This window comes from Dietzia papillomatosis NBRC 105045 (assembly GCF_001570845.1).
In the GTDB taxonomy this organism is placed as follows: domain Bacteria; phylum Actinomycetota; class Actinomycetes; order Mycobacteriales; family Mycobacteriaceae; genus Dietzia; species Dietzia cinnamea.
Genome location: NZ_BCSL01000006.1, coordinates 95,774 through 115,007 on the forward strand (window position 1 = coordinate 95,774; position 19,234 = coordinate 115,007).

17 protein-coding genes are annotated in these 19,234 nt (G+C 72.7%); 8 read left to right on the forward strand and 9 right to left on the reverse strand.

Annotated features, from left to right (window positions below):
- Nucleotides 1-54: 54 nt before the first annotated feature.
- A complete protein-coding gene (locus DPA01S_RS03435; RefSeq protein WP_061228060.1) occupies nt 55-1,839 on the forward strand; it encodes a glycerol-3-phosphate dehydrogenase/oxidase in 1,785 nt (594 codons plus the stop codon).
- Between the two features lie 162 nt (nt 1,840-2,001).
- Here the strand turns inward: DPA01S_RS03435 and DPA01S_RS03440 are convergent, their stop codons facing one another.
- The 5 genes from DPA01S_RS03440 to DPA01S_RS03460 all read right to left on the reverse strand — a co-directional run bounded on the left by DPA01S_RS03440 (nt 2,002) and on the right by DPA01S_RS03460 (nt 7,129).
- Nucleotides 2,002-3,789, reverse strand: coding sequence for an acetyl/propionyl/methylcrotonyl-CoA carboxylase subunit alpha (locus DPA01S_RS03440; RefSeq protein ID WP_061228059.1), 1,788 nt, complete (start codon nt 3,787-3,789; stop codon nt 2,002-2,004).
- A gap of 184 nt (nt 3,790-3,973) precedes the next feature.
- Complete coding sequence (locus DPA01S_RS03445) at nt 3,974-4,654, reverse strand: Maf family protein (protein WP_061228058.1); 681 nt, start codon at nt 4,652-4,654, stop codon at nt 3,974-3,976.
- Nucleotides 4,655-4,676: 22 nt separating this feature from the next.
- Nucleotides 4,677-5,042 carry a cupin domain-containing protein gene (locus DPA01S_RS03450; RefSeq protein WP_061914036.1) on the reverse strand — a complete coding sequence of 122 codons (366 nt, stop codon included), beginning with the start codon at nt 5,040-5,042 and terminating at the stop codon, nt 4,677-4,679.
- Nucleotides 5,043-5,237: 195 nt separating this feature from the next.
- Nucleotides 5,238-5,483, reverse strand: a complete 246-nt coding sequence (locus tag DPA01S_RS03455) for an acyl-CoA carboxylase subunit epsilon (protein WP_061228057.1) — start codon at nt 5,481-5,483, stop codon at nt 5,238-5,240.
- Nucleotides 5,480-7,129: an acyl-CoA carboxylase subunit beta gene (locus DPA01S_RS03460; protein ID WP_043567136.1), complete on the reverse strand. Its 1,650-nt coding sequence runs from the start codon at nt 7,127-7,129 to the stop codon at nt 5,480-5,482. The genes DPA01S_RS03455 and DPA01S_RS03460 overlap by 4 nt, the downstream gene beginning before the upstream one ends.
- A 109-nt stretch (nt 7,130-7,238) precedes the next feature.
- Here DPA01S_RS03460 and DPA01S_RS03465 point away from each other — a divergent pair, with 109 nt between their 5' ends.
- From DPA01S_RS03465 to DPA01S_RS03485, 5 genes are all read left to right on the forward strand, one after another.
- On the forward strand, nt 7,239-8,117 hold the full coding sequence (locus tag DPA01S_RS03465; RefSeq protein ID WP_061228056.1) for a biotin--[acetyl-CoA-carboxylase] ligase: 879 nt from the start codon (nt 7,239-7,241) through the stop codon (nt 8,115-8,117).
- Nucleotides 8,118-8,120: 3 nt separating this feature from the next.
- Nucleotides 8,121-8,684, forward strand: a complete 564-nt coding sequence (locus DPA01S_RS03470) for a PH domain-containing protein (protein ID WP_061228055.1) — start codon at nt 8,121-8,123, stop codon at nt 8,682-8,684.
- Nucleotides 8,685-8,704: 20 nt separating this feature from the next.
- Nucleotides 8,705-9,991: a 5-(carboxyamino)imidazole ribonucleotide synthase gene (locus DPA01S_RS03475; RefSeq protein WP_061914038.1), complete on the forward strand. Its 1,287-nt coding sequence runs from the start codon at nt 8,705-8,707 to the stop codon at nt 9,989-9,991.
- Between the two features lie 116 nt (nt 9,992-10,107).
- On the forward strand, nt 10,108-10,620 hold the full coding sequence (purE, locus tag DPA01S_RS03480; RefSeq protein WP_007628915.1) for a 5-(carboxyamino)imidazole ribonucleotide mutase: 513 nt from the start codon (nt 10,108-10,110) through the stop codon (nt 10,618-10,620).
- Between the two features lie 215 nt (nt 10,621-10,835).
- Nucleotides 10,836-12,005, forward strand: a complete 1,170-nt coding sequence (locus tag DPA01S_RS03485) for an acyl-CoA dehydrogenase family protein (RefSeq protein WP_007628917.1) — start codon at nt 10,836-10,838, stop codon at nt 12,003-12,005.
- Between the two features lie 201 nt (nt 12,006-12,206).
- Here the strand turns inward: DPA01S_RS03485 and DPA01S_RS03490 are convergent, their stop codons facing one another.
- Nucleotides 12,207-12,893, reverse strand: coding sequence for a TIGR03089 family protein (locus DPA01S_RS03490; protein ID WP_061228053.1), 687 nt, complete (start codon nt 12,891-12,893; stop codon nt 12,207-12,209).
- 67 nt (nt 12,894-12,960) lie between these two features.
- Nucleotides 12,961-14,451 (reverse strand): LCP family protein, encoded by a 1,491-nt coding sequence (locus DPA01S_RS03495; protein WP_174521518.1) that lies wholly within the window; start codon nt 14,449-14,451, stop codon nt 12,961-12,963.
- A gap of 194 nt (nt 14,452-14,645) precedes the next feature.
- Here DPA01S_RS03495 and DPA01S_RS03500 point away from each other — a divergent pair, with 194 nt between their 5' ends.
- Both DPA01S_RS03500 and manB read left to right on the forward strand, forming a co-directional pair.
- Nucleotides 14,646-15,545 (forward strand): glycosyltransferase family 2 protein, encoded by a 900-nt coding sequence (locus DPA01S_RS03500; RefSeq protein ID WP_061914039.1) that lies wholly within the window; start codon nt 14,646-14,648, stop codon nt 15,543-15,545.
- A 99-nt stretch (nt 15,546-15,644) separates the two neighbouring features.
- Nucleotides 15,645-16,760, forward strand: coding sequence for a mannose-1-phosphate guanylyltransferase (gene manB / locus DPA01S_RS03505; RefSeq protein WP_375545302.1), 1,116 nt, complete (start codon nt 15,645-15,647; stop codon nt 16,758-16,760).
- On the opposite strand, the gene DPA01S_RS03510 is transcribed toward manB, so the two are convergent.
- Nucleotides 16,742-18,166, reverse strand: coding sequence for a coenzyme F420-0:L-glutamate ligase (locus DPA01S_RS03510; RefSeq protein ID WP_083961814.1), 1,425 nt, complete (start codon nt 18,164-18,166; stop codon nt 16,742-16,744). The two genes, manB and DPA01S_RS03510, sit on opposite strands and share 19 nt — an antisense overlap.
- On the reverse strand, nt 18,163-19,224 hold the full coding sequence (cofD, locus tag DPA01S_RS03515) for a 2-phospho-L-lactate transferase (RefSeq protein WP_061914041.1): 1,062 nt from the start codon (nt 19,222-19,224) through the stop codon (nt 18,163-18,165). Before cofD ends, DPA01S_RS03510 begins: the two co-directional genes overlap by 4 nt.
- Nucleotides 19,225-19,234 lie beyond the last annotated feature (10 nt).

A 19,234-nucleotide genomic window follows, 5' to 3' on the forward strand; every position in this document is an offset into this window, starting at 1 on the left:
GTAGAGTCGGGTCCGACCGACCGAACCACACGCCCGGCCGCGGAGGGAGCGTCCATGCGCACGACCAGGTCCAGATCCGTCCTCGGACCCGACCGCCGCGCCGAGGACTGGCGCAGGCTGGAGGAGGACACGTTCGACGTCGTGGTCGTCGGCGGCGGCGTGGTCGGCACGGGCAGTGCGCTGGACGCCGCCACCCGCGGGCTCAACGTGGCGCTCGTCGAGGCCCGCGACTTCGCGGCGGGCACCTCCTCCCGCAGCTCCAAGATGTTCCACGGCGGGCTGCGCTACCTCGAGCAACTCGACTTCGGCCTGGTCGCCGAGGCGCTGCACGAGCGGGAGCTCAGCATGACGCGTCTGGCGCCGCACCTCGTCACCCCGCTGAAGTTCCTCTTCCCCCTGACCCGCCGCTTCTGGGAACGCCCGTACATGGCCGCCGGCTTTGTGCTCTACGACGTGATGGGTGGTGCGAAGAGCGTCCCCCCGCAGAAGCACTACAGCCGGGCCGGCGCCCGTCGCGTGGCCCCCGGGCTGCGGGAGGACGCCGTGGTGGGCGGGATCCGCTACTGGGACAGCCTCGTCGACGACGCGAGGCACACCCTCACCCTGGCCCGGACGGCCGCGCACCACGGGGCGGTCGTGGCCAACTCGACCCAGGTGATCGGCTACCTCCGTGAGGGGGACCGGGTCACCGGCGTGCGCGTCCGCGACGCGGAGACCGGGCACGAGACCGACGTGCGGGCCCGTGTCGTGCTCAACGCGGCCGGCGTGTGGACCGACCAGCTGCAGCGGATGCTCGGGGAGGAGGGCGGTTTCACCGTCCGGGCGTCCAAGGGCGTGCACATCGTCGTGGACCGCGACAGGGTCGACTCCGAGGCGGCGCTGATCCTGCGCACCGAGAAGTCCGTGCTGTTCGTCATCCCGTGGGGCGAGTACTGGATCATCGGCACCACCGATACCGACTGGCAGCTCGACCTGGCCCACCCGGCGGCCACCGGAGCGGACATCGAGTACATCCTCGGCCACGTCAACTCCGTGCTCACCACGCCCATTCGCCGCGAGGACGTGCGTGGCGTCTACGCGGGGCTGCGACCGCTGCTGTCGGGCGGCGCGGACTCCACCGCCAAGCTCTCGCGCGAGCACGCGGTGATGACCGTCGCCCCCGGGGCCGTGGTGGTGGCGGGCGGCAAGTACACGACCTACCGCGTGATGGCCGCCGACGCGGTCGACGCGGCGGTGTCCGAGCTGGGCGAGCGGGCCGCGTCGGTACCGCCCTCGACCACCGAGCGGATCCCGCTCCTGGGCGCCGACGGGTATCCGGCGATGGTCAACCGCGCCGACCGGATCGCCGATCACTACGAGATCCGCGAGGACCAGATGCAGCACCTGCTCGGCCGCTACGGCACGCTGGCCGAGGACGTCCTCGACCTGGCGGCGGACCGCCCCGACCTGCTCGATCCTGTCGGCGGGGCCGAGCGCTACCTGCGCGTGGAGATCGTCTACGCCGCCCAGGCCGAGGCGGTCCTGCATCTCGAGGACGTCCTGGTCCGCCGCACGCGGATCTCGATGGAGTACCAGCACGGAGGCGTCGACTGCGCGCGCGAGGTCGCCGACCTCATGGCCGGGTTGCTCGGATGGGACCCGGACCGCGTCGCGCGCGAGGTGGAGCTTTTCGAGCGGCGGATCGTCGCCGAGCGGGCGAGCCAGGTGGTGGAGTCCGACGACGAGGCGGACGAGTTCCTCAGGAGTGTGCCCGAGGTCCGCGAATTCCTGGTGGACGCGGCGTTCGATCCCGCCAGCGCGGAGCCCGTGGTCGAGCACTCGGCCGGCCCGGGGGCCTGAGACCCGCCGACGCCGGGCGGTAGGACCCCACAACCGCGAAATCCGCTACTCCGGCCGGGGATCCGCTACGCCTGCGGGGGTAGCGGATCCCCGGCCGGAGTAGCGGATTCCGGGGGTGGGTCGTCGACGGCGCGGACGGGTCCCGCCCGCGCCGTCAGCGGATCACTTGATCTCGCAGAGAACCGTGCCCTGGGTGACGGGGGCACCGGCGTCCACGGACAGGTCGGTGACGACGCCGTCCTTGTGGGCGGTGACGGGGTTCTCCATCTTCATGGCCTCGAGCACGGCCACGAGCTCGCCGGCCTTGACCTCCTGGCCCTCGGAGACGGCGACCTTGACGACGGTGCCCTGCATGGGCGCCGACACGGCGTCACCGGACGCGGCCGCACCGGCGGCGCCGCCGCGGGTCCGGGACTTGGCCCTGCGGCGGACGGTGCCGCCGGCGTGCGAACCACCGAACGCGAGGTCGCCGGGCAGCGAGACCTCGACGCGACGACCGTCCACCTCGACGACGACCTTCTTGCGCTCGACGGGCTCGTCATCGTCGGCCGGGGCACCGGTGGGCGTCCACGGCTCGATCGGGTTCTCCCACTCCTCCTCGATCCACTTGGTGTAGACGTCGAACTTCTTGCCGTCGCCGACGAACGCGGGGTGGGTGACGATGTGCTGGTGGAACGGCAGGACGGTGGCCATGCCCTCGATCTTGTACTCGGCCAGGGCGCGGGCCGAGCGGGCGAGCGCCTGGTCGCGGTCCTCGCCCCACACGATGAGCTTGGCGAGCATCGAGTCGAACTGGCCGCCGATGGTGTCGCCCTGCTCGACGCCGGAGTCCATGCGCACGCCCGGGCCGGTGGGCTCGTGGTAGGCGGTGATGGTGCCGGGGGCGGGCAGGAAGTTGCGGCCCGCGTCCTCGCCGTTGATACGGAACTCGAACGCCACGCCGCGGGGCTCGGGGTCCTCGGTGAACTCGAGCACCTCGCCCTCGGCGATCTTAAACTGCTGCAGGACCAGGTCGATGCCCGCGGTCTCCTCGGTGACCGGGTGCTCGACCTGCAGGCGGGTGTTGACCTCAAGGAAGGAGATCGTGTCGCCCTGGACCATGTACTCGACAGTGCCGGCACCGTAGTAGCCGGCCTCCTTGCAGATGGCCTTGGCGGAGTCGTGGATGCGCTTGCGCTGCTCGTCGGTGAGGAACGGCGCCGGGGCCTCCTCGACGAGCTTCTGGAAGCGACGCTGCAGGGTGCAGTCGCGGGTACCGGCGACGATGACGTTGCCGTGCTGGTCGGCGAGGACCTGCGCCTCGACGTGGCGGGCCTTGTCGAGGTACTGCTCGACGAAGCACTCGCCACGACCGAAGGCGGCGGTGGCCTCACGGGTGGCCGACTCGAAGAGCTCGGCGACCTCCTCCATCTTGTGGGCGACCTTCATGCCGCGTCCGCCGCCACCGAAGGCGGCCTTGATGGCGATGGGCAGGCCGTACTGCTCGGCGAACTTGACGACCTCGTCAGCGTTCGCGACCGGGTCCTTGGTGCCGGCGGCCATGGGGGCGTTGGCCCGCTCTGCGATGTGGCGGGCGGTGACCTTGTCGCCGAGGTCGCGGATGGCCTGCGGCGGGGGCCCGATCCAGATGAGGCCGGCGTCGATGACGGCCTGCGCGAAGTCGGCGTTCTCGGACAGGAAGCCGTATCCTGGGTGGATCGCGTCGGCGCCGGACTTGGCGGCGGCGTCGAGGATCTTGTCGAAGACCAGGTAGGACTCCGCGGAAGTGGTGCCCCCCAGGGCGAAGGCCTCGTCGGCCAGCTTGACGAACAGGGCGTCGGCATCGGGCTCGGCGTACACCGCCACGCTGGCCAGGCCGGCGTCCTTCGCCGCGCGGATCACACGGACGGCGATCTCGCCGCGGTTGGCGACGAGGACCTTGGTGATGTGAGAGCTGGCATGACTGGGCACTCAGGGCCTCCTGGTGATGGACGTCTTTACTGGCGGTCGGCCGGGAGGCCCACCGAGTTCTTCCGCAGTCTAATGAGAGGCCTCCCTCATGTGTGGTGTTGGGGTCGGCGGTCCGACCGCCGGGGGCGGACCCCGATGGCCCGTGGCCGGGGTGACCTGCAGGTTCCGAACGGGGGTGGCGGGGTCAGCCGCGCAGCTCGGGGCGCCAGACGCGGTGCGCGTTGATCCCCGCGGCCTCCAGCAGGCGGCGCAGCAGCGGCAGGCTGAGGCCGATCACGCTCGACGGGTCGCCCTCGATCCGGTCGATGAACCAGCCGCCGAGCGACTCGATCGTGAACGCGCCCGCGCATTCCAGGGGCTCGCCGGTGCGCAGGTACACGTCGAGGTCGGCGTCGGACGGGGCGCCGAAGTGCACCGTGGTGTCGGAGGTGTCCGAGTCGGAGAAGGTCACGGCGTAAGGGGCGTCGTCGGCGAGGTCGGCGACGATGAGCGCATGCCCGGTGAGCAGGACGCCGTGGCGACCGCGCATCTTGTGCCACCGCTCGAGCGCGCGCTCGTAGGTGTGCGGTTTGCCCTCGAGGCGACCGTCGACCAGCAGCATGGAGTCGCACCCCACGACGATCAGGGTGTCCGCCCCCGCCGACCGCGCCTCCTCTGCGAGCTGCGCGCCCTCGCGGTGCAGGACATCCTCCGCCTTCGCGCGGGCCAGCTCCTCGACGACCCGCACGTGCGGTGTCCCCGTGGGCAGTGCAGCCTGGAGCGCGTCCTCGTCGACCTCCGGGTGCCGGACGAGCGGGTCGACACCGGCCTGCTCGAGGATGTGGAGACGGGACGGGGAGGCGGAGGCGAGGACGAACGCGATCATGGGCTAGAGCGTAGCCACGTGCTCACGAGCGCGGCAGCAGCATGGTGACGGTCAGCGTGGTGGGCTCGAGGGCGCGGACCCTGTGTCGGAGCTTGGCGGTGAGGTGCACGATCTCGCCGGGGCGCAGGTCGAGGGTGCGGTCCGGCAACCCGAACTCGACGCGGCCGCGCAGCAGCTGCACGAGGATCGGGTGGAAGGCGGCGTGATCCGCTAGTTCCTGACCCTCGGCGAACTCGAACGCCACGACCTTGGTCGTCTCGTCCTGGTGGATGACGGTGGCGCCGGGACGGTCCGCCGACGGTTCGGCGCGTCCGATGATCCCCGTGTGATGGGTGGCGGTGCCCTCGTCGGTGCCCGCGCGCCTGCCGTGCTCGCGGTCCTCGGACATGCGACCCCCTCCTCGCGCACCGGCACGCCCACCGGCCGGGCGGCGCCTTCTGCCAGCCTACCGGCGTGGTCGCCGACGACGGCCGCCCCCGCCGCTGCACTCCCGCGCGCGCGTCGGTGCGGGCGGGAGTGCAGGAGCGGGGGCGGCGGTACGGAGCGACGGCGGGCCCGGCGCGTGGTGCGCCGGGCCGACCGGTCAGTACTGGCGGCGGTTGAGGAACGAGTTGGGGTTGTAGCCGAACGGCGGCCGGAGCCGGTCCTCGAAGGCGCCCCAGTCGTTCTTGATCCCGGTGTCGTGCCCGCCGTGGGCGGCGTTGCCCTGGGCGGTTGCGAAGACCGCCGCCAGGATGCCCACCTCGGTGGCCGTTGGGTTACCCCCTTCGACCTCGAAGAACGGCTTCTCGGGCTTGTCGGCCCCGTCCTGTTGCTTCTCGGCGGTCACAGCGGGATGTTCCCGTGCTTCTTGGCGGGCACCTCGACTACCTTGCGGTCGAGCAGACGCAGGGCCTGGGCGACCTGCAGGCGGGTGTGCGACGGCGGGATCACCGCGTCGACGTAGCCGCGCTCGGCGGCGACGTACGGGTTGACGAGGGTGTCCTCGTACTCGGCCTGCAGCTTCAGGCGCAGGGCGTCGACGTCCTCGCCGTTGGCCGCGGCCTGCTTGAGCTCGTTGCGGTAGACGAACCCGACCGCGCCCGAGGCGCCCATGACGGCGATCTCGGCGGTCGGCCACGCCAGGTTGATGTCCGCGCCCATGTGCTTGGACCCCATCACGTCGTACGCTCCGCCGTAGGCCTTGCGGGTGATGACGGTGACCTTGCCGACGGTGGCCTCACCGTAGGCGTAGAGGAGCTTGGCGCCGCGGCGGATGATGCCGTCGAACTCCTGACCGGTGCCGGGCAGGAAGCCCGGGACGTCGACCAGGGTGAGGATCGGGATGTTGAACGCGTCGCAGGTGCGGACGAAGCGCGCGGCCTTCTCGGAGGCCTTGATGTCCAGGCAGCCGGCGAACTGGGTCGGCTGGTTGGCCACTACGCCGACGCTGCGGCCCTCGATGCGGCCGTAGCCGACGATGATGTTCATCGCGTACTGGCCCTGGACCTCCAGGAACTCGCCGTCGTCGACGATGTGCGAGATGACCTCGTGCATGTCGTACGGGCTGTTCGAGGAGTCCGGGATGATCGTGTCGAGCTCGTGGTCCTCGAGCGTGAGGTTGTCCTCGATCGCGCCCTCGGCCACGGGGTAGGGGAGCCGCGGGGCCTCGGCCCGGTTGTTGCTCGGCAGGTAGGACAGCAGGTCCTTGACGAAGTCGAGGGCGTCCTGCTCGTCGCTGGCCGTGTAGTGGGAGACGCCGGACTTGGTCATGTGGGTGGTGGCGCCGCCGAGCTCCTCCTGCGACACCTCCTCGCCGGTGACGGTCTTGATGACGTCGGGGCCGGTGACGAACATCTGCGAGGTCTTGTCGACCATCACGGTGAAGTCGGTCAGGGCGGGGGAGTACACGTGGCCGCCGGCGGACGGGCCCATGATGAGGGACACCTGCGGGATGACGCCGGAGGACAGGACGTTGCGGTGGAAGATCTCGCCGTACAGGCCGAGCGAGACGACGCCCTCCTGGATGCGGGCGCCGGCACCGTGGTTGATGCCGATCATCGGGCGGCCGGTCTTCAGGGCCAGGTCCATGACCTTGACGATCTTCTCGCCGTAGACCTCACCGAGCGACCCGCCGAAGACGGTGGCGTCCTGGGAGAACACGCAGACGCTGCGGCCGTCGATCGTGCCGTAGCCGGTGATGACGCCGTCACCGAGCGGGCGACGCTCGGCGAGGCCGAAGGTGGTGGCGCGGTGGCGGGCCAGGGCGTCGATCTCCACGAACGAACCCGGATCGAGGAGGTTCTCGATCCGTTCGCGGGCCGTCATCAGGCCCTTCTCGTGGGTCTTGTCCACCGCGGCCTGCCCCATGGGGGCCCGGGCCTCGTCGAGGCGCCGACGCAGCTCGGACAGCTTCCCGGCGGTCGTGTGGATGTCGGGGGTCGCGGCGTCCGTCTGGACGTCGGCGCTCACGTCCGGTTCTGAGGCAGTCGTCATGTTGCAAGACTCTAACTAGTCGCCGCGCCCCGTGGCGACGTGACCCGGCCGACGTCCCCCGCCAGACGGCCCGCGCCCCGTGTCGGAGCGGGCACATACCCTGGGTGTCGTGCACGCAGACACCGGTTCCGAGACCCCGCCCGCGCTGGACGGCGACGCGCTCCGTCGCGTCCTGGTGGAGGGACCGGACGCCCCCTACTCCTCGCTGGAGGTGGTCGAGGACATCGGCTCGACCAACGCGGAACTCCTCGCCCGCGCGGCCGCGGGCGCGGCGGACCGCAGTGTGCTGCTGGCCGAGCATCAGGCGTCGGGGCGTGGCCGGCTCGGCCGCGTGTGGACCGCCCCGCCCCGCACGCAGGTCGCCGTCAGCGTCCTACTGCGACCGGGTGCGGTCTCGCCGACGCTCTTCGGGTGGCTGCCGCTGGTCACCGGCCTGGCGATCCGCGACGGGCTCCGCGAGGCCGGCGGTGTGGACGCCACCTTGAAGTGGCCCAACGACGTCCTGGTCGACGGCCGGAAGATCGCCGGGATCCTCGCCGAGGTGACCACGGTCCCCGCCGGGGGCGACTACTCGGTGCGCCTGCCCGCCATCGTGGTGGGCGTCGGGATCAACGTGTCCCTCACGCAGGCGCAACTGCCCGTACCGCACGCCACCTCGCTCGCGTTGGCCGGCGGATCGGTCGACCGCGACCGCCTCGCGCGATCCGTGCTGGAGGCGCTGGCCCTTCGCCACGGCCAGTGGCGCGAGTGTGAACGCGGGAGCGGATCGACCATCTCGGACACGCTCATGACGACCTACTCCGAGGCCTGCTCCACCATCGGCGCCGACGTGAGGGTCGAGCTGCCCGGGGACATCGTGCGGACCGGGCGAGCCGACCGGGTCGACCGAGACGGCCGCCTCGTCGTCGTCGACACCGACGGCGAGTTCCCCGTGGCCGCGGGCGACGTCACCCACGTCCGCGGCGTCGGCGGTCGGTGGGGCGGCTGAGCCGTGGGTTTCGTCCGATCGGTCCTCGCGCCGGGGGAGACGCTCATCGTCCACACCCACCCGCACTGGCGCGCGCTCGTCAGACCCGCGCTCGTCACCCTCGTCGGCGCCGGGCTCGCCGGTATCGCCGGCGGCTTCATCGAGGTCCAGGTCGTCCACGCCGGGGACCGGACCGCTACCTGGGCGATGGTCGCGGTGCTGTTCTCGCTCGTCGTCCTCCGGTTCGCCCTCTGGCCGCTGATCCGCTGGGCGCGCACGGACCTCGTCGTCACCGACGAGCGCGTGCTCTATCGCCCGGCCGGCTCCAACCGGCGGTGCGTGGACGTGCCGCTGCGCCGCATCAGCGCCGTCCGCTTCCGCCACACCCTCGCCGACCGCGCCCTGGGCACGGGCTGCCTCATCCTCGAACTGGGGCACCTCCCGCCCATCGAGATCGACCACGTGCCCGACGTGGCCCGCGTCCACGCCGCCGTCTACGACGAGCTGCTCCGGCTGCCCCCGCCATCGCCGCCCGCCCCGCTGGCCGCCGCCCCGCGCTCGCGCTGGGGCCTGCCGGGGCGGCGCTGACACCCGGGCGGCGTGAGACGATGGGCGGCGTGAACGACGACTCGCGCATCCGCCGCAATCCACTCGCAGCGCCCGTCGTGGCGATGATCGGCGGCGGGCAGCTCGCCCGCATGACCCACCAGTCGGCCGTCGCCCTGGGCCAGACCCTCCGGGTCCTCGCCGCCGACCCGCTCGACCCCGCGGCCCAGGTCACGCCCGACGTCGTGATCGGCGCCCACGACGACCCCGACGCCGTCCGTGCCGCCGCCGAGGGCGCCGACGTGATGACGTTCGACCACGAGCACGTGCCCCCGCAGATCCTGCTCGACCTCGAGGCCTCGGGCGTCACCGTCCGCCCGCGTGCCTCCGCGCTCATCCACGCCCAGGACAAACTCGTCATGCGGCGTGCCCTCGCCGAGATCGGTGCGCCGATCCCGCCGTTCACCGGCGTGGACACGGTCGAGGACGTCCGGCGCTTCCACGATGAGCAGGACGGGCGGATCGTCCTCAAGTCCGCCCGCGGCGGCTACGACGGGCGCGGCGTCTGGATGCCGGACTCGCTCGAGGAGGCCGAGCGGATCGCCTCCGAGCAGCTCGCCGCCGGGGTGCCCATGATGGCCGAGGCCCGGGTGCCGTGGACCCGGGAGCTGTCCGCCATGGTCGCGCGGTCCCCGTTCGGGCAGGGCGCCGTGTGGCCGGTCGTCGAGACCGTACAGCGCGACGGGATCTGCGCCGTGGCGATCGCTCCCGCCCCCGGACTCCCCGACGACCTGCGCTCGGCCGTCCAGGCGACCGCCCTCAAGCTCGCCGAGCACCTGGACGTCACCGGCGTCATGGCCGTCGAGCTGTTCGAGGTCGTCGGCTCGGACGGTCGCCCCGGCGTGCTGGTCAACGAGCTGGCGATGCGGCCCCACAACTCCGGGCACTGGACCATGGACGGGGCCACCACCAGCCAGTTCGAGCAGCACCTGCGTGCCGTGCTCGACTACCCGCTCGGCTCGACCGTGTCCACCGCCCCGCTCACCGTGATGGCCAACGTCCTCGGCGCGCCCGAGACGCCCGAGATGAGCATGGACGAGCGTGTCCACCACCTCGCAGCGCGGTTCCCGCACGCCAAGGTGCACCTCTACGGCAAGTCCGAGCGACACGGCCGCAAGATCGGGCACGTCAACGTGCTCGCCGACCCGGGTCTCGACCCGGACGACGCGGACCAGGTGGCCGCCGTGCGCGCGGTGGCCGAGCTGTCCGCCCACTGGCTCTCCCACGCCCGGTGGGCCGACGGCTGGGACCCTCACACGGGCGCGCCCGTCGGCGACTTCGAACGCTGAGCTCACCGCCGCGTCCGCGCGGCCGATGCTGTGCGGACACCGCGTCCATCGGACAACCCCCCGGGCGGCGGCGCCCCGGCCGCCCCCGCTGACACACCTCCACGAAAGGCGACGAGATGACCGCGCGACAGGACGGGCCGCAGGTCGGCCTCATCATGGGCAGTGACTCCGACTGGCCCACCATGGAGGCGGCGGCCGAGGCGCTCGCCGAGTTCGGGATCCCGTTCGAGGTGGGCGTCGTCTCCGCGCACCGCACCCCGCAGAAGATGCTCGACTACGCCCGGTCGGCCGCCGGTCGCGGCATCCGCGTCGTGATCGCCGGCGCGGGCGGCGCCGCGCACCTGCCGGGGATGGTCGCCTCCGCCACCGCGCTGCCCGTGATCGGAGTGCCGGTTCCGCTCAAGCATCTCGACGGGATGGACTCGTTGCTGTCGATCGTGCAGATGCCGGCGGGGGTCCCGGTGGCGACCGTGTCGATCGGGGGAGCCCGGAACGCCGGGTTGCTGGCGGTCCGGATCCTCGCCGCCTCCGACCCCGCCCTGCGTGAGCGGATGGAGGGTTTCCAGGCGGAGCTCGAGGCGATGGTCGAGCGCAAGGACGACGCGCTCCGGCAGCGTCTGCTCGGCTGACGGGCGGGAGGCATCCCGCAGGTGCGTTCCGCGATGCGGAAAGTGGGGTCGCCGATGGGGGAGGAATCCAGTTAGTCGCTGGTAACCTGAGTGGCCGGGTGCACCCCGGATCCACTCGCGAGCCGCCGCCGTCGCGCGACCGGCCCACACCGATGTCCGGACACCGGCGCCCGCCGCGTGACCAGCACTGACGATTCCCCTTTGGAGGCCCGCACATGTCCGGTAACCCTGACTTCGATCTGTACCGTCCGGCGGAGGAGCACGAGGAGCTCCGCGCCGCGATCCGCGCGCTGTCGGAGAAGGAGATCGAGCCCCACGCCGCGGATGTCGACGAGAACGAGCGGTTCCCGCAGGAGGCCCTCGACGCGCTCAACGCGTCGGGCTTCAACGCGGTCCACATCCCCGAGGAGTACGAGGGTCAGGGCGCGGATTCGGTCGCGGCCTGCATCGTGATCGAGGAGGTCGCCCGCGTCGACGCCTCGTCCTCGCTGATCCCGGCGGTCAACAAGCTCGGCACCATGGGCCTGATCCTGGCCGGTGGCGAGGAGCTCAAGCAGAAGGTGCTGCCCGAGATCGCCGCGGGGAAGATGGCCTCCTACGCCCTGTCCGAGCGCGAGGCCGGCTCGGACGCCGCGTCGATGCGCACGCGCGCCAAGGCCGACGGTGACGACTGGATCCTCAACGGCTCCAAGGCGTGGATCACCAACGGCGGCAAGTCCACCTGGTACACGGTCATGGCCGTGACCGACCCAGATAAGGGTGCCGGCGGGATCTCCGCGTTCATGGTCCACGCCGACGACGAGGGTTTCGGCGTGTCCAAGACCGAGAAGAAGCTCGGGATCAAGGGCTCGCCCACCGCGGAGCTGTACTTCGAGAACGTCCGCATCCCGGGCGACCGGATCATCGGCGAGCCGGGCACCGGGTTCAAGACCGCGCTGCAGACGCTGGACCACACCCGTCCGACGATCGGTGCGCAGGCCGTGGGCATCGCGCAGGGCGCGCTCGACGCGGCGATCGCCTACACCAAGGAGCGCCGCCAGTTCGGCAAGGCGATCTCGGATTTCCAGAACACGCAGTTCATGCTGGCCGACATGGCCATGAAGGTGCAGGCCGCGCGTCTGATGGTCTACACCGCCGCCGCCAACGCCGAGCGCGGCTCCGCCCCCGGTGGCGAGAAGCTCGGCTTCATGGCCGCCGCCTCCAAGACCTTCGCCTCGGACGTGGCGATGGAGGTCACCACCAACGCGGTGCAGCTGTTCGGCGGCGCCGGCTACACGCGTGACTTCCCCGTCGAGCGGATGATGCGCGACGCCAAGATCACCCAGATCTACGAGGGCACCAACCAGATCAACCGCATGGTCATGGCCCGCCAGCTCCTGGCCTGACCGGTCGGCTGAACCCCGCCTCGATCTGCCCCTCCGATCGCGATCGACCCCCGGAACCCCGGGGGCGGATCGCAATCGGAGGGGCAGATCGCGTTGCGGCCCGGATCGCGCCTGGTAGGCGGCGGGTGGAGTCGGGGCGGGAGGAGAACGCCCCGCCCCGCCGGCGCCGGAACGCTCCGCCGGCGCTCGGTGTCCGGTGCTCTAGGCGGTGAGCGTGGTGCGCTCGGTGTCCGCGATCCCCGCCACGGCGGGGTCGTCGGCGTCGGCGCCCGTGACGAGCACGGCCGTGCCGCCGGAGGCGAACACCCGCGCGAGGGTGGCCACGACGTCGTCGCGTTCGCGGCCGGCGACCAGCGCGCGACCGGAGAGGGCGCGGTCGGCCAGTTGGTCGAGCGGCAGGCCGTCGAGGGCGAGGTCACCGCCGCCGGAGGGGACGAACGCGTCGGGGTGGATGCGGCACGCCTCGGCGAGGTCGGTGACGCCCGGCGGCACCTCGACGCCCGCGGCGGCCAGGGGGCGGCCCATCGGGTCGGTGGTCATGAGGAGGGTCTCGACGTCGGTGGGGTGGCGGTCGAGGCGGTCGGGGACGGTGACGACGACGACGGCGTCGTCCGCGGACCCTGTGCGGACCTCGGCGCCCGCCCACCAGGTGCCCAGCAGGACACCGGCGGTGAGCCAGTGGGCGGGCAGGTCGCACACGATCACGTCACCGGGCGTCACCCCGAGTTCGTCGCGGAGCAGGCCCGCGATCTTCGCCGCCCAGTTGGCGGTCGAGGTGACCGACAGCTCGACGCGGGACGGGGCGGCCTGGTCGTAGTGGGTGACCATCGGCGCCCCGGGGTCGAGCGCGAGCAGCGGCTGGAGCACGGTGTCTGCGGCGGTGTTCACTCGGGTGGCCTCCTGGCGTCGTGGGGTGGTTCCCCCGGTGCGGCGGGCGGCGCGTCCGCCTCCGGGGTCAGTTCACGCAGGGTACGTCGGAGCCGCCGGCGTCGAAGGTCGGACGCTGCGCGATCGACGGCGGGAGCGGCGCGTACGTGGTGGTGGCGGGGGAGTAGGACTCGGTCGTGGCGGCCTCACCGGTGGGGCCGCTGTAGTCGTCCGCGAGGACCACACGCACGGTGCCGGGCGGGACCGCGGGGTCGACCTGGACCGGCAGGCCACCGAGCGCGTCGGAGACGGCGAACGCGGCGGCGTCGTCGGCAGAGCCCGCCGCCACGTGAGAGGTGTAGGCGGCGGCCGGGTCGGTGAGCAGATCACCGGTGGTGTAGCCCAGCTCGGTGAGCGCACCGGAGACGCGGGCGGCCAGCCCGTCGATCGCGGTGGTGTTGACCACCGACACGGCGACCGTCGAGGGGTCGACGCCGGGCTCGCCGGGGGCGGGCTCGCCGTCGCCGCCCTCGGCGGCGTCCGCGTCATCCTCGGTGCTGGCGAAGCCCGCGACGAACTCCGACACCTGGACGGGGTCGGCGGTGACGATGGACTCGCCCCACTCGGTGTACGAGTCGATGCTGGTGACCGGGATGGTCTCGAAGCGGACGCTGCCGCCGCTGATGTCCTTGAGCTTCATGGCGAAGTCCACGAAGTCCCAGTTCTCGTCGATCACGAACGAGCGTTTGGCGGCGTCGACCAGCGCACCGAGCTTGCCCGGATCGGTGAGGGTGCCGGCCGAGAGGATCTTCTTGACCAGCTGGGACATGAACACCTGCTGGCGGACGATGCGGTCGAGGTCGCCGGCGGGCAGGTCGTGGCGCTGGCGGACGAAGCTCAGGGCGTCCGAGCCGGAGACCGTCTGGACACCCGCGTCGAAGTTCGCGCCCGATAGCGGCTCGTCGACGGGCTCGTTGAGGCAGACGGGGACACCGCCGACCGCGTCGGTGAGCAGTACGAAACCCAGCAGCCCGATCTCCGCGTAGTGGTCGGCCTGGACGCCGGTGAGGTCCGCGACGGCGCCGATGAGCCCGTTCCGGCCAGCGTTGACGGCCGCGCGCTGGTCCTCCTCGGTGATGACGCCCTCGGGGTCCGAGGCCACGACCCGCTCGAGGTGGGCCTCCTTGTTGGCCGCGTACACACCGTTGATCTTGCTGCCGCCGACGGTGCTGGTCTCCACGTACACGTCACGCGGGATGGAGATCGCGGTGGCGGAGCTGCCGTCCTCCGGGATGCGGATGAGCAGGATCGTGTCGGTGTTCTCGCCGTCCTCCTCACCGGTGCGGATGGTGGCGAGCTCCTCCTGGCTGAGGGGGTTGCCCTGGGCGTCGGTCCGGTTGTCGGTGCCGACCAGAAGGATGTCCACCGCGCCGTCGAGGCCGCCGTCGCCCACGTCCAGGCCGCCGGCGGAGGACAGGTCCGAGCTGAGCCCGCTGACGAGCGTCCAGCCGACGCCGGTGACCAGAAGGCAGACCGCGGAGACGAGAGCGGCGAGGACGCGGCCTATACGCGAGGCCATCGGGTGGGCCGGGGTGGCGTGCCGCCTACCCCGCGCCCGGCTGTGGGCGCGACGGGGAGTCACTGGCAGCTCGGCGCTCATCCACCGTCCTTGTCCTCGATTAGGGGCCGCTCGAGGCCGCCGACGATCATCCCACGGTACCGCGCCGCGCGCCGGGCGTCGGAATCGACGGGCCGCGTCGTAGGGTGTTGCGCGTGACGACCCGACTACCCGTCGTGACGGTGACGTACTCGCCGGGCGACCACCTCCACAGCTTCGTCGAGACGCTCCCGGCGGCCACGTCCCGGCCGGTGGCGCTGGTGATGGCGGACAACGGGTCGACAGACGGGGCGCCCGAGGCCGTCGCCGCCCGGTACGACTTCGCCGAGTTCTTCCCGACCGGCGGCAACCTCGGCTACGGCACCGCGATCAACCGGGCCGTGGCCGAGATCGCCGCGCGTCCGGACGAGTTCGACCAGGAGTTCGTCCTGGTGGTCAACCCGGACGTGACGTTCGAACCCGGCTCGGTGGATGCCCTCCTCGAGGCGGCGCGGCGGTGGCCGCGCGCGGCCGCGTTCGGCCCGCGCATCTCCGAGACGGACGGGTCGGTGTACCCGTCGGCCCGCTCGGTGCCGCGGCTCGGGGCCGGGATCGGTCACGCCCTGCTCGGGCAGGTGTGGCGGGGGAACCCGTGGACCGCCCACTACCTCGACGGCGCGGACATGGAGACCGAGCGGACCGCGGGCTGGCTGTCCGGTTCGTGCCTGCTGCTGCGCCGTGAGGCCTTCGACGCGCTCGGCGGGTTCGACGAGCGCTACTTCATGTACCTGGAGGACGTGGACCTGGGCGACCGACTCGGGCGCGCCGGGTGGCAGAACGTCTACGTCCCGGACGCCGTCATCCACCACGACCAGGGCCACGCGGCGAAGGCGGTGCCCGAGTTCACCCTCCGGGCCCACCACCGCAGCGCCTATCTGTTCCAGGCGGACAGGCACCCACGGACCTGGCAGGCCCCGATACGCTGGGCGCTCAGAGCGGGCCTGGAACTGCGGTGCCGTCTCGCGATCCGGTCCGCGCGGCGTGCCACGCGCCCACCCCGCGGCCGCCACGGCTGAGCCCGCGGGGGCCCGGTCCGACCCACGACCGACATCCACCCACCGCCCCGGCGGCTCGCGAGCGCGACCGCGGGGCCCGACGACCCCAGGAGCTTCATCGTGACCTCGACGACCACCGGGAGCGCCGCGACCGGCGACGACCTGATCGCCGACACCGAGGCGGTGGTGCTGGTCGGCGGAAAGGGCACGCGGCTGCGGCCCCTGACGATCTCCGCGCCCAAGCCCATGCTCCCGACCGCGGGGCTGCCGTTCCTCACGCACCTGCTCTCGCGCATCCGCGCGGCCGGCATCCGGCGGGTCGTGCTGGGCACGTCGTTCAAGGCCGAGGTGTTCGAGGAGTACTTCGGCGACGGCTCGGACCTCGACCTCGACATCTCGTACGTGGTGGAGACCGAGCCGCTGGGCACGGGTGGCGGCATCCGCAACGTGCTGCCCGAGCTCACCGCGTCGACCGTCATGGTGTTCAACGGCGACGTGCTCGGCGGGACCGACCTGCGGGAGATCCTGGCCCTGCACCGGGCCAAGGACGCCGACCTGACCATGCACCTGGTGCGCGTGTCCGACCCGCGCGCGTTCGGCTGCGTGACCACCGACGACGACGGCCGCGTGCAGGAGTTCCTGGAGAAGACGCAGGATCCGCCGACCGACCAGATCAACGCGGGCTGTTACGTCTTCCGCCGCGAGCTCATCGAGCAGATCCCGGAGGGGCAGCCCGTCTCGGTCGAGCGGGAGACCTTCCCGCAGCTGCTCGGGGAGGGCAGGCGGGTCTACGGGTTCGTCGACTCGGCCTACTGGCGCGACATGGGCACCCCGGAGGACTTCGTGCGCGGCTCGTCGGACCTCGTCCGCGGCATCGCCCCCTCGCCGGCGCTCGACGGCCACGCGGGGGAGGCCCTCGTCCACGAGGGCGCCGGGGTCGGCGCGGGCGCCGTGCTCGTCGGCGGCACGGTCGTGGGACGCGGTGCGGAGATCGGCGCGGGCGCCCGGCTGGACGGTGCCGTCGTCTTCGACGGCGCCCGGATCGAGGCGGGCGCCACGGTCGAGCGCTCGATCGTGGGCTTCGGCGCGAGGATCGGCCACCGGGCGCTCGTCCGCGACGGCGTGATCGGCGACGGCGCCGTGGTCGGCGCCCGCTGCGAGCTCCTGCGCGGCGCCCGCGTGTGGCCGGGCGTCGAGATCCCCGACGGCGGGATCCGCTACTCCACGGACATGTAGGCGTCGCCGGCCGGGCGCGGTTCCCGCGGCGGGACCGGCTCGGCCGGGTATCCGACCGCGACCGCGCCCAGCGGCCGCCACGTGGACGGCAGGCCCAGTTCGCGGCGTGTGGTGTCGGCGGCGAAGATCGTCGAGCCCACCCAGCACGAGCCGAGACCGCGCGCGGCCAGCGCCACGAGCAGTGACTGCACGGCCGCGCCTCCGGCGACGGTGAACATCGTCTCCTCGCAGGCCGCGCGCCGGGCGTCCGGGTAGTCGTGGGCGCCGGCGGCGTCGTCGACGAACGGCACGATCAGTTCCGGGGACGTGCGCAGCAGGTCGCCGCGCGCGAGGCGCCGGGCCAGGACGTCGCCGGTGTGCCCGTCGGCACGCAGGTCGCGCTCCCAGTCCGCGCGCAGGGCGTCGAGGAGCCGCGTCCGCGCGTCGCCGGCGACGCGCACGAACCGGATCGGCGTGCTGTGGTGCGGCGCGGGCGCGGTCAGGGCGTCGGCGACGGCGTCGGCCAGGTCGTCGGCGGGGACCGGGTCGTCCGAGAACCTGCGCACCGAGCGGCGGGACGGGACGGCCTCACGCCGCCCCTGCGCCAGCGCCTCGGCGGTGCCCAGGCGGAAGAGATCGAACTCCCCGCCGCGGACCAGGTCCCGGGCCCGCCGGGGGACGTCCGCCTCGTCGTCGTCCCCCTCGTCGTCCACCAGGAGGTGGCCCACCCCGCGCACCACGGCGACGGGCCGGGCCCCGAGCTTGCCCTTGACCAGGTCGGCGGCGGAGGCGATCTCGTCGGCCACCGCGACGTCGGTGACGAGCAGCTCGTTGCCCTGGCGGTCGACCGCGCCGTCGTAGCCCACCGACACGCGCAGGCCGGCGGCGCCGATCGCCATGTCGATCTGGCCGGTGCGCCAGGCGCGGCCCATCGTGTCGGTGACGACCACGGCCACGCGCGCGCCGGTCCGCTCGCGCAGCTCGCGGGCGAGGGCGGCGGCGGAGGCGTCGGGGTCCTCGGGCAGCAGCGCGAGCTCGCGGGCGTCGACGTTGGAGCCGTCGACGCCCGCGGCGGCCTGCACGATCCCCAGCCGGTTCTCGGTGATGAGCGTGCGGTTGACCCGTGCCACGGCGCGCACGGATTCGGCGTCGACGAGCCGCCGCCGCAGGGCGTCGCGCTCCTCGGGGTCGGTGGGGGCGGGCACGATCCGGCCCTCGGTCTTGGACAGGACCTTGGAGGTGAGCACCACCACGTCGCCGTCGGTCAGGCCGTGCGGGTCGGCGGTGAGCGCGTCGGCGAGGATGCGCGCCAGGTCGTCGCCCGGACGGAACTCGGGCAGGCCGTCCGGCGCCCACATCGTCACGTCGGAGGGCGCGGCGTGCTCGACGCTCCAGCGGCGGATCTCGGGGACGGCGCCGTCGGTCATCGGTCGCCCCGTGCGGGGACCTCGAGCCCGGCCAGCTCGATCACGGCGGCGAGCATGTCCGCCGTGGCGTCGGGGTCGGTCATGAGCAGGGGCGCCTCGCGCACGGCGACGCCGGCGACGTCGCCGGAGCCGTCGGTGGGGCCGTCGCCGGGGGCGACGAGCCAGCCGTCGATGAGGCCCGTGCCCGAGCGGGCGCCGTAGTGGCGCGCGACCGCGGTGGCGGAGGTCTCGACGCCGATCGCGGTGAGGCACGCGTCGGCCATACCGCGCAGCACCGCGCCGCCGATGACCGGGCTGACGCCCACGACGGGGGCGGGGGTGGAGCGCAGCGCGGCGCGCATCCCGGGGACCGCGAGGATCGCGCCGACGGAGACCACGGGGTTGGAGGGGGCGACGACGACGAGGTCCGCCGTCCCGATCGCCTCCAGCGCCTCGGGTGTCGGGGAGGCGGACTCCGCGCCGATCTGGACGAAGCCGGAGGCGGGCAGTTGCGCCCTGTGCCGGACCCACCACTCCTGGAAGTGGATCGCCCGCGAGCCGGTGGCGGACCCGCCCGCCTCACCCGCCCCGGCCCCGCCGTCCGCGGTCGACGGGTCGGTCACCACGACGTGCGTCTCGCATCGGTCATCGGTGACGGGCAGCAGGCGCACGCCGGGGGACCAGCGGGTGCAGAGCGCCTCGGTGACGTCGGTGAGGCGGTAGCCGGCGTTGAGCATCTGGGTGCGCACGAGGTGGGTGGCGAGGTCCTTGTCGCCGAGGCCGAACCAGTCGGGCTGGACGCCGTACGCGGCGAGCTCGTCGCGGCAGTTCCAGGTCTCTCCGGCGTGGCCCCAGCCGCGCTCGGGGTCGATGCCTCCGCCGAGGGTGTACATACACGTGTCGAGGTCGGGGCAGATGCGGACGCCGTGCATCCAGGCGTCGTCCCCGACGTTGACCACCGCGTCGATGCGGTGGGGGGAGTCGGCGCGGGCGGACTCGGAGTCCAGCCCGAGCAGCCGACGGGCGCCGAGGAGGAAACGGGCGCCACCGACGCCTCCGGCCAGAACACAGATCTTCACGGGGACGAGA

Coding starts and splice junctions, on each gene's coding strand:
- DPA01S_RS03435 (WP_061228060.1), top strand. CDS start 55: ATGCGCACGACCAGGTCCAGATCCGTCCTCGGACCCGACCGCCGCGCC.
- DPA01S_RS03445 (WP_061228058.1), bottom strand. CDS start 4,654: ATGATCGCGTTCGTCCTCGCCTCCGCCTCCCCGTCCCGTCTCCACATC.
- DPA01S_RS03450 (WP_061914036.1), bottom strand. CDS start 5,042: ATGTCCGAGGACCGCGAGCACGGCAGGCGCGCGGGCACCGACGAGGGC.
- DPA01S_RS03460 (WP_043567136.1), bottom strand. CDS start 7,129: ATGACGACTGCCTCAGAACCGGACGTGAGCGCCGACGTCCAGACGGAC.
- DPA01S_RS03475 (WP_061914038.1), top strand. CDS start 8,705: ATGGGCGGCGTGAACGACGACTCGCGCATCCGCCGCAATCCACTCGCA.
- purE (WP_007628915.1), top strand. CDS start 10,108: ATGACCGCGCGACAGGACGGGCCGCAGGTCGGCCTCATCATGGGCAGT.
- DPA01S_RS03485 (WP_007628917.1), top strand. CDS start 10,836: ATGTCCGGTAACCCTGACTTCGATCTGTACCGTCCGGCGGAGGAGCAC.
- DPA01S_RS03495 (WP_174521518.1), bottom strand. CDS start 14,451: ATGGCCTCGCGTATAGGCCGCGTCCTCGCCGCTCTCGTCTCCGCGGTC.
- DPA01S_RS03510 (WP_083961814.1), bottom strand. CDS start 18,166: ATGACCGACGGCGCCGTCCCCGAGATCCGCCGCTGGAGCGTCGAGCAC.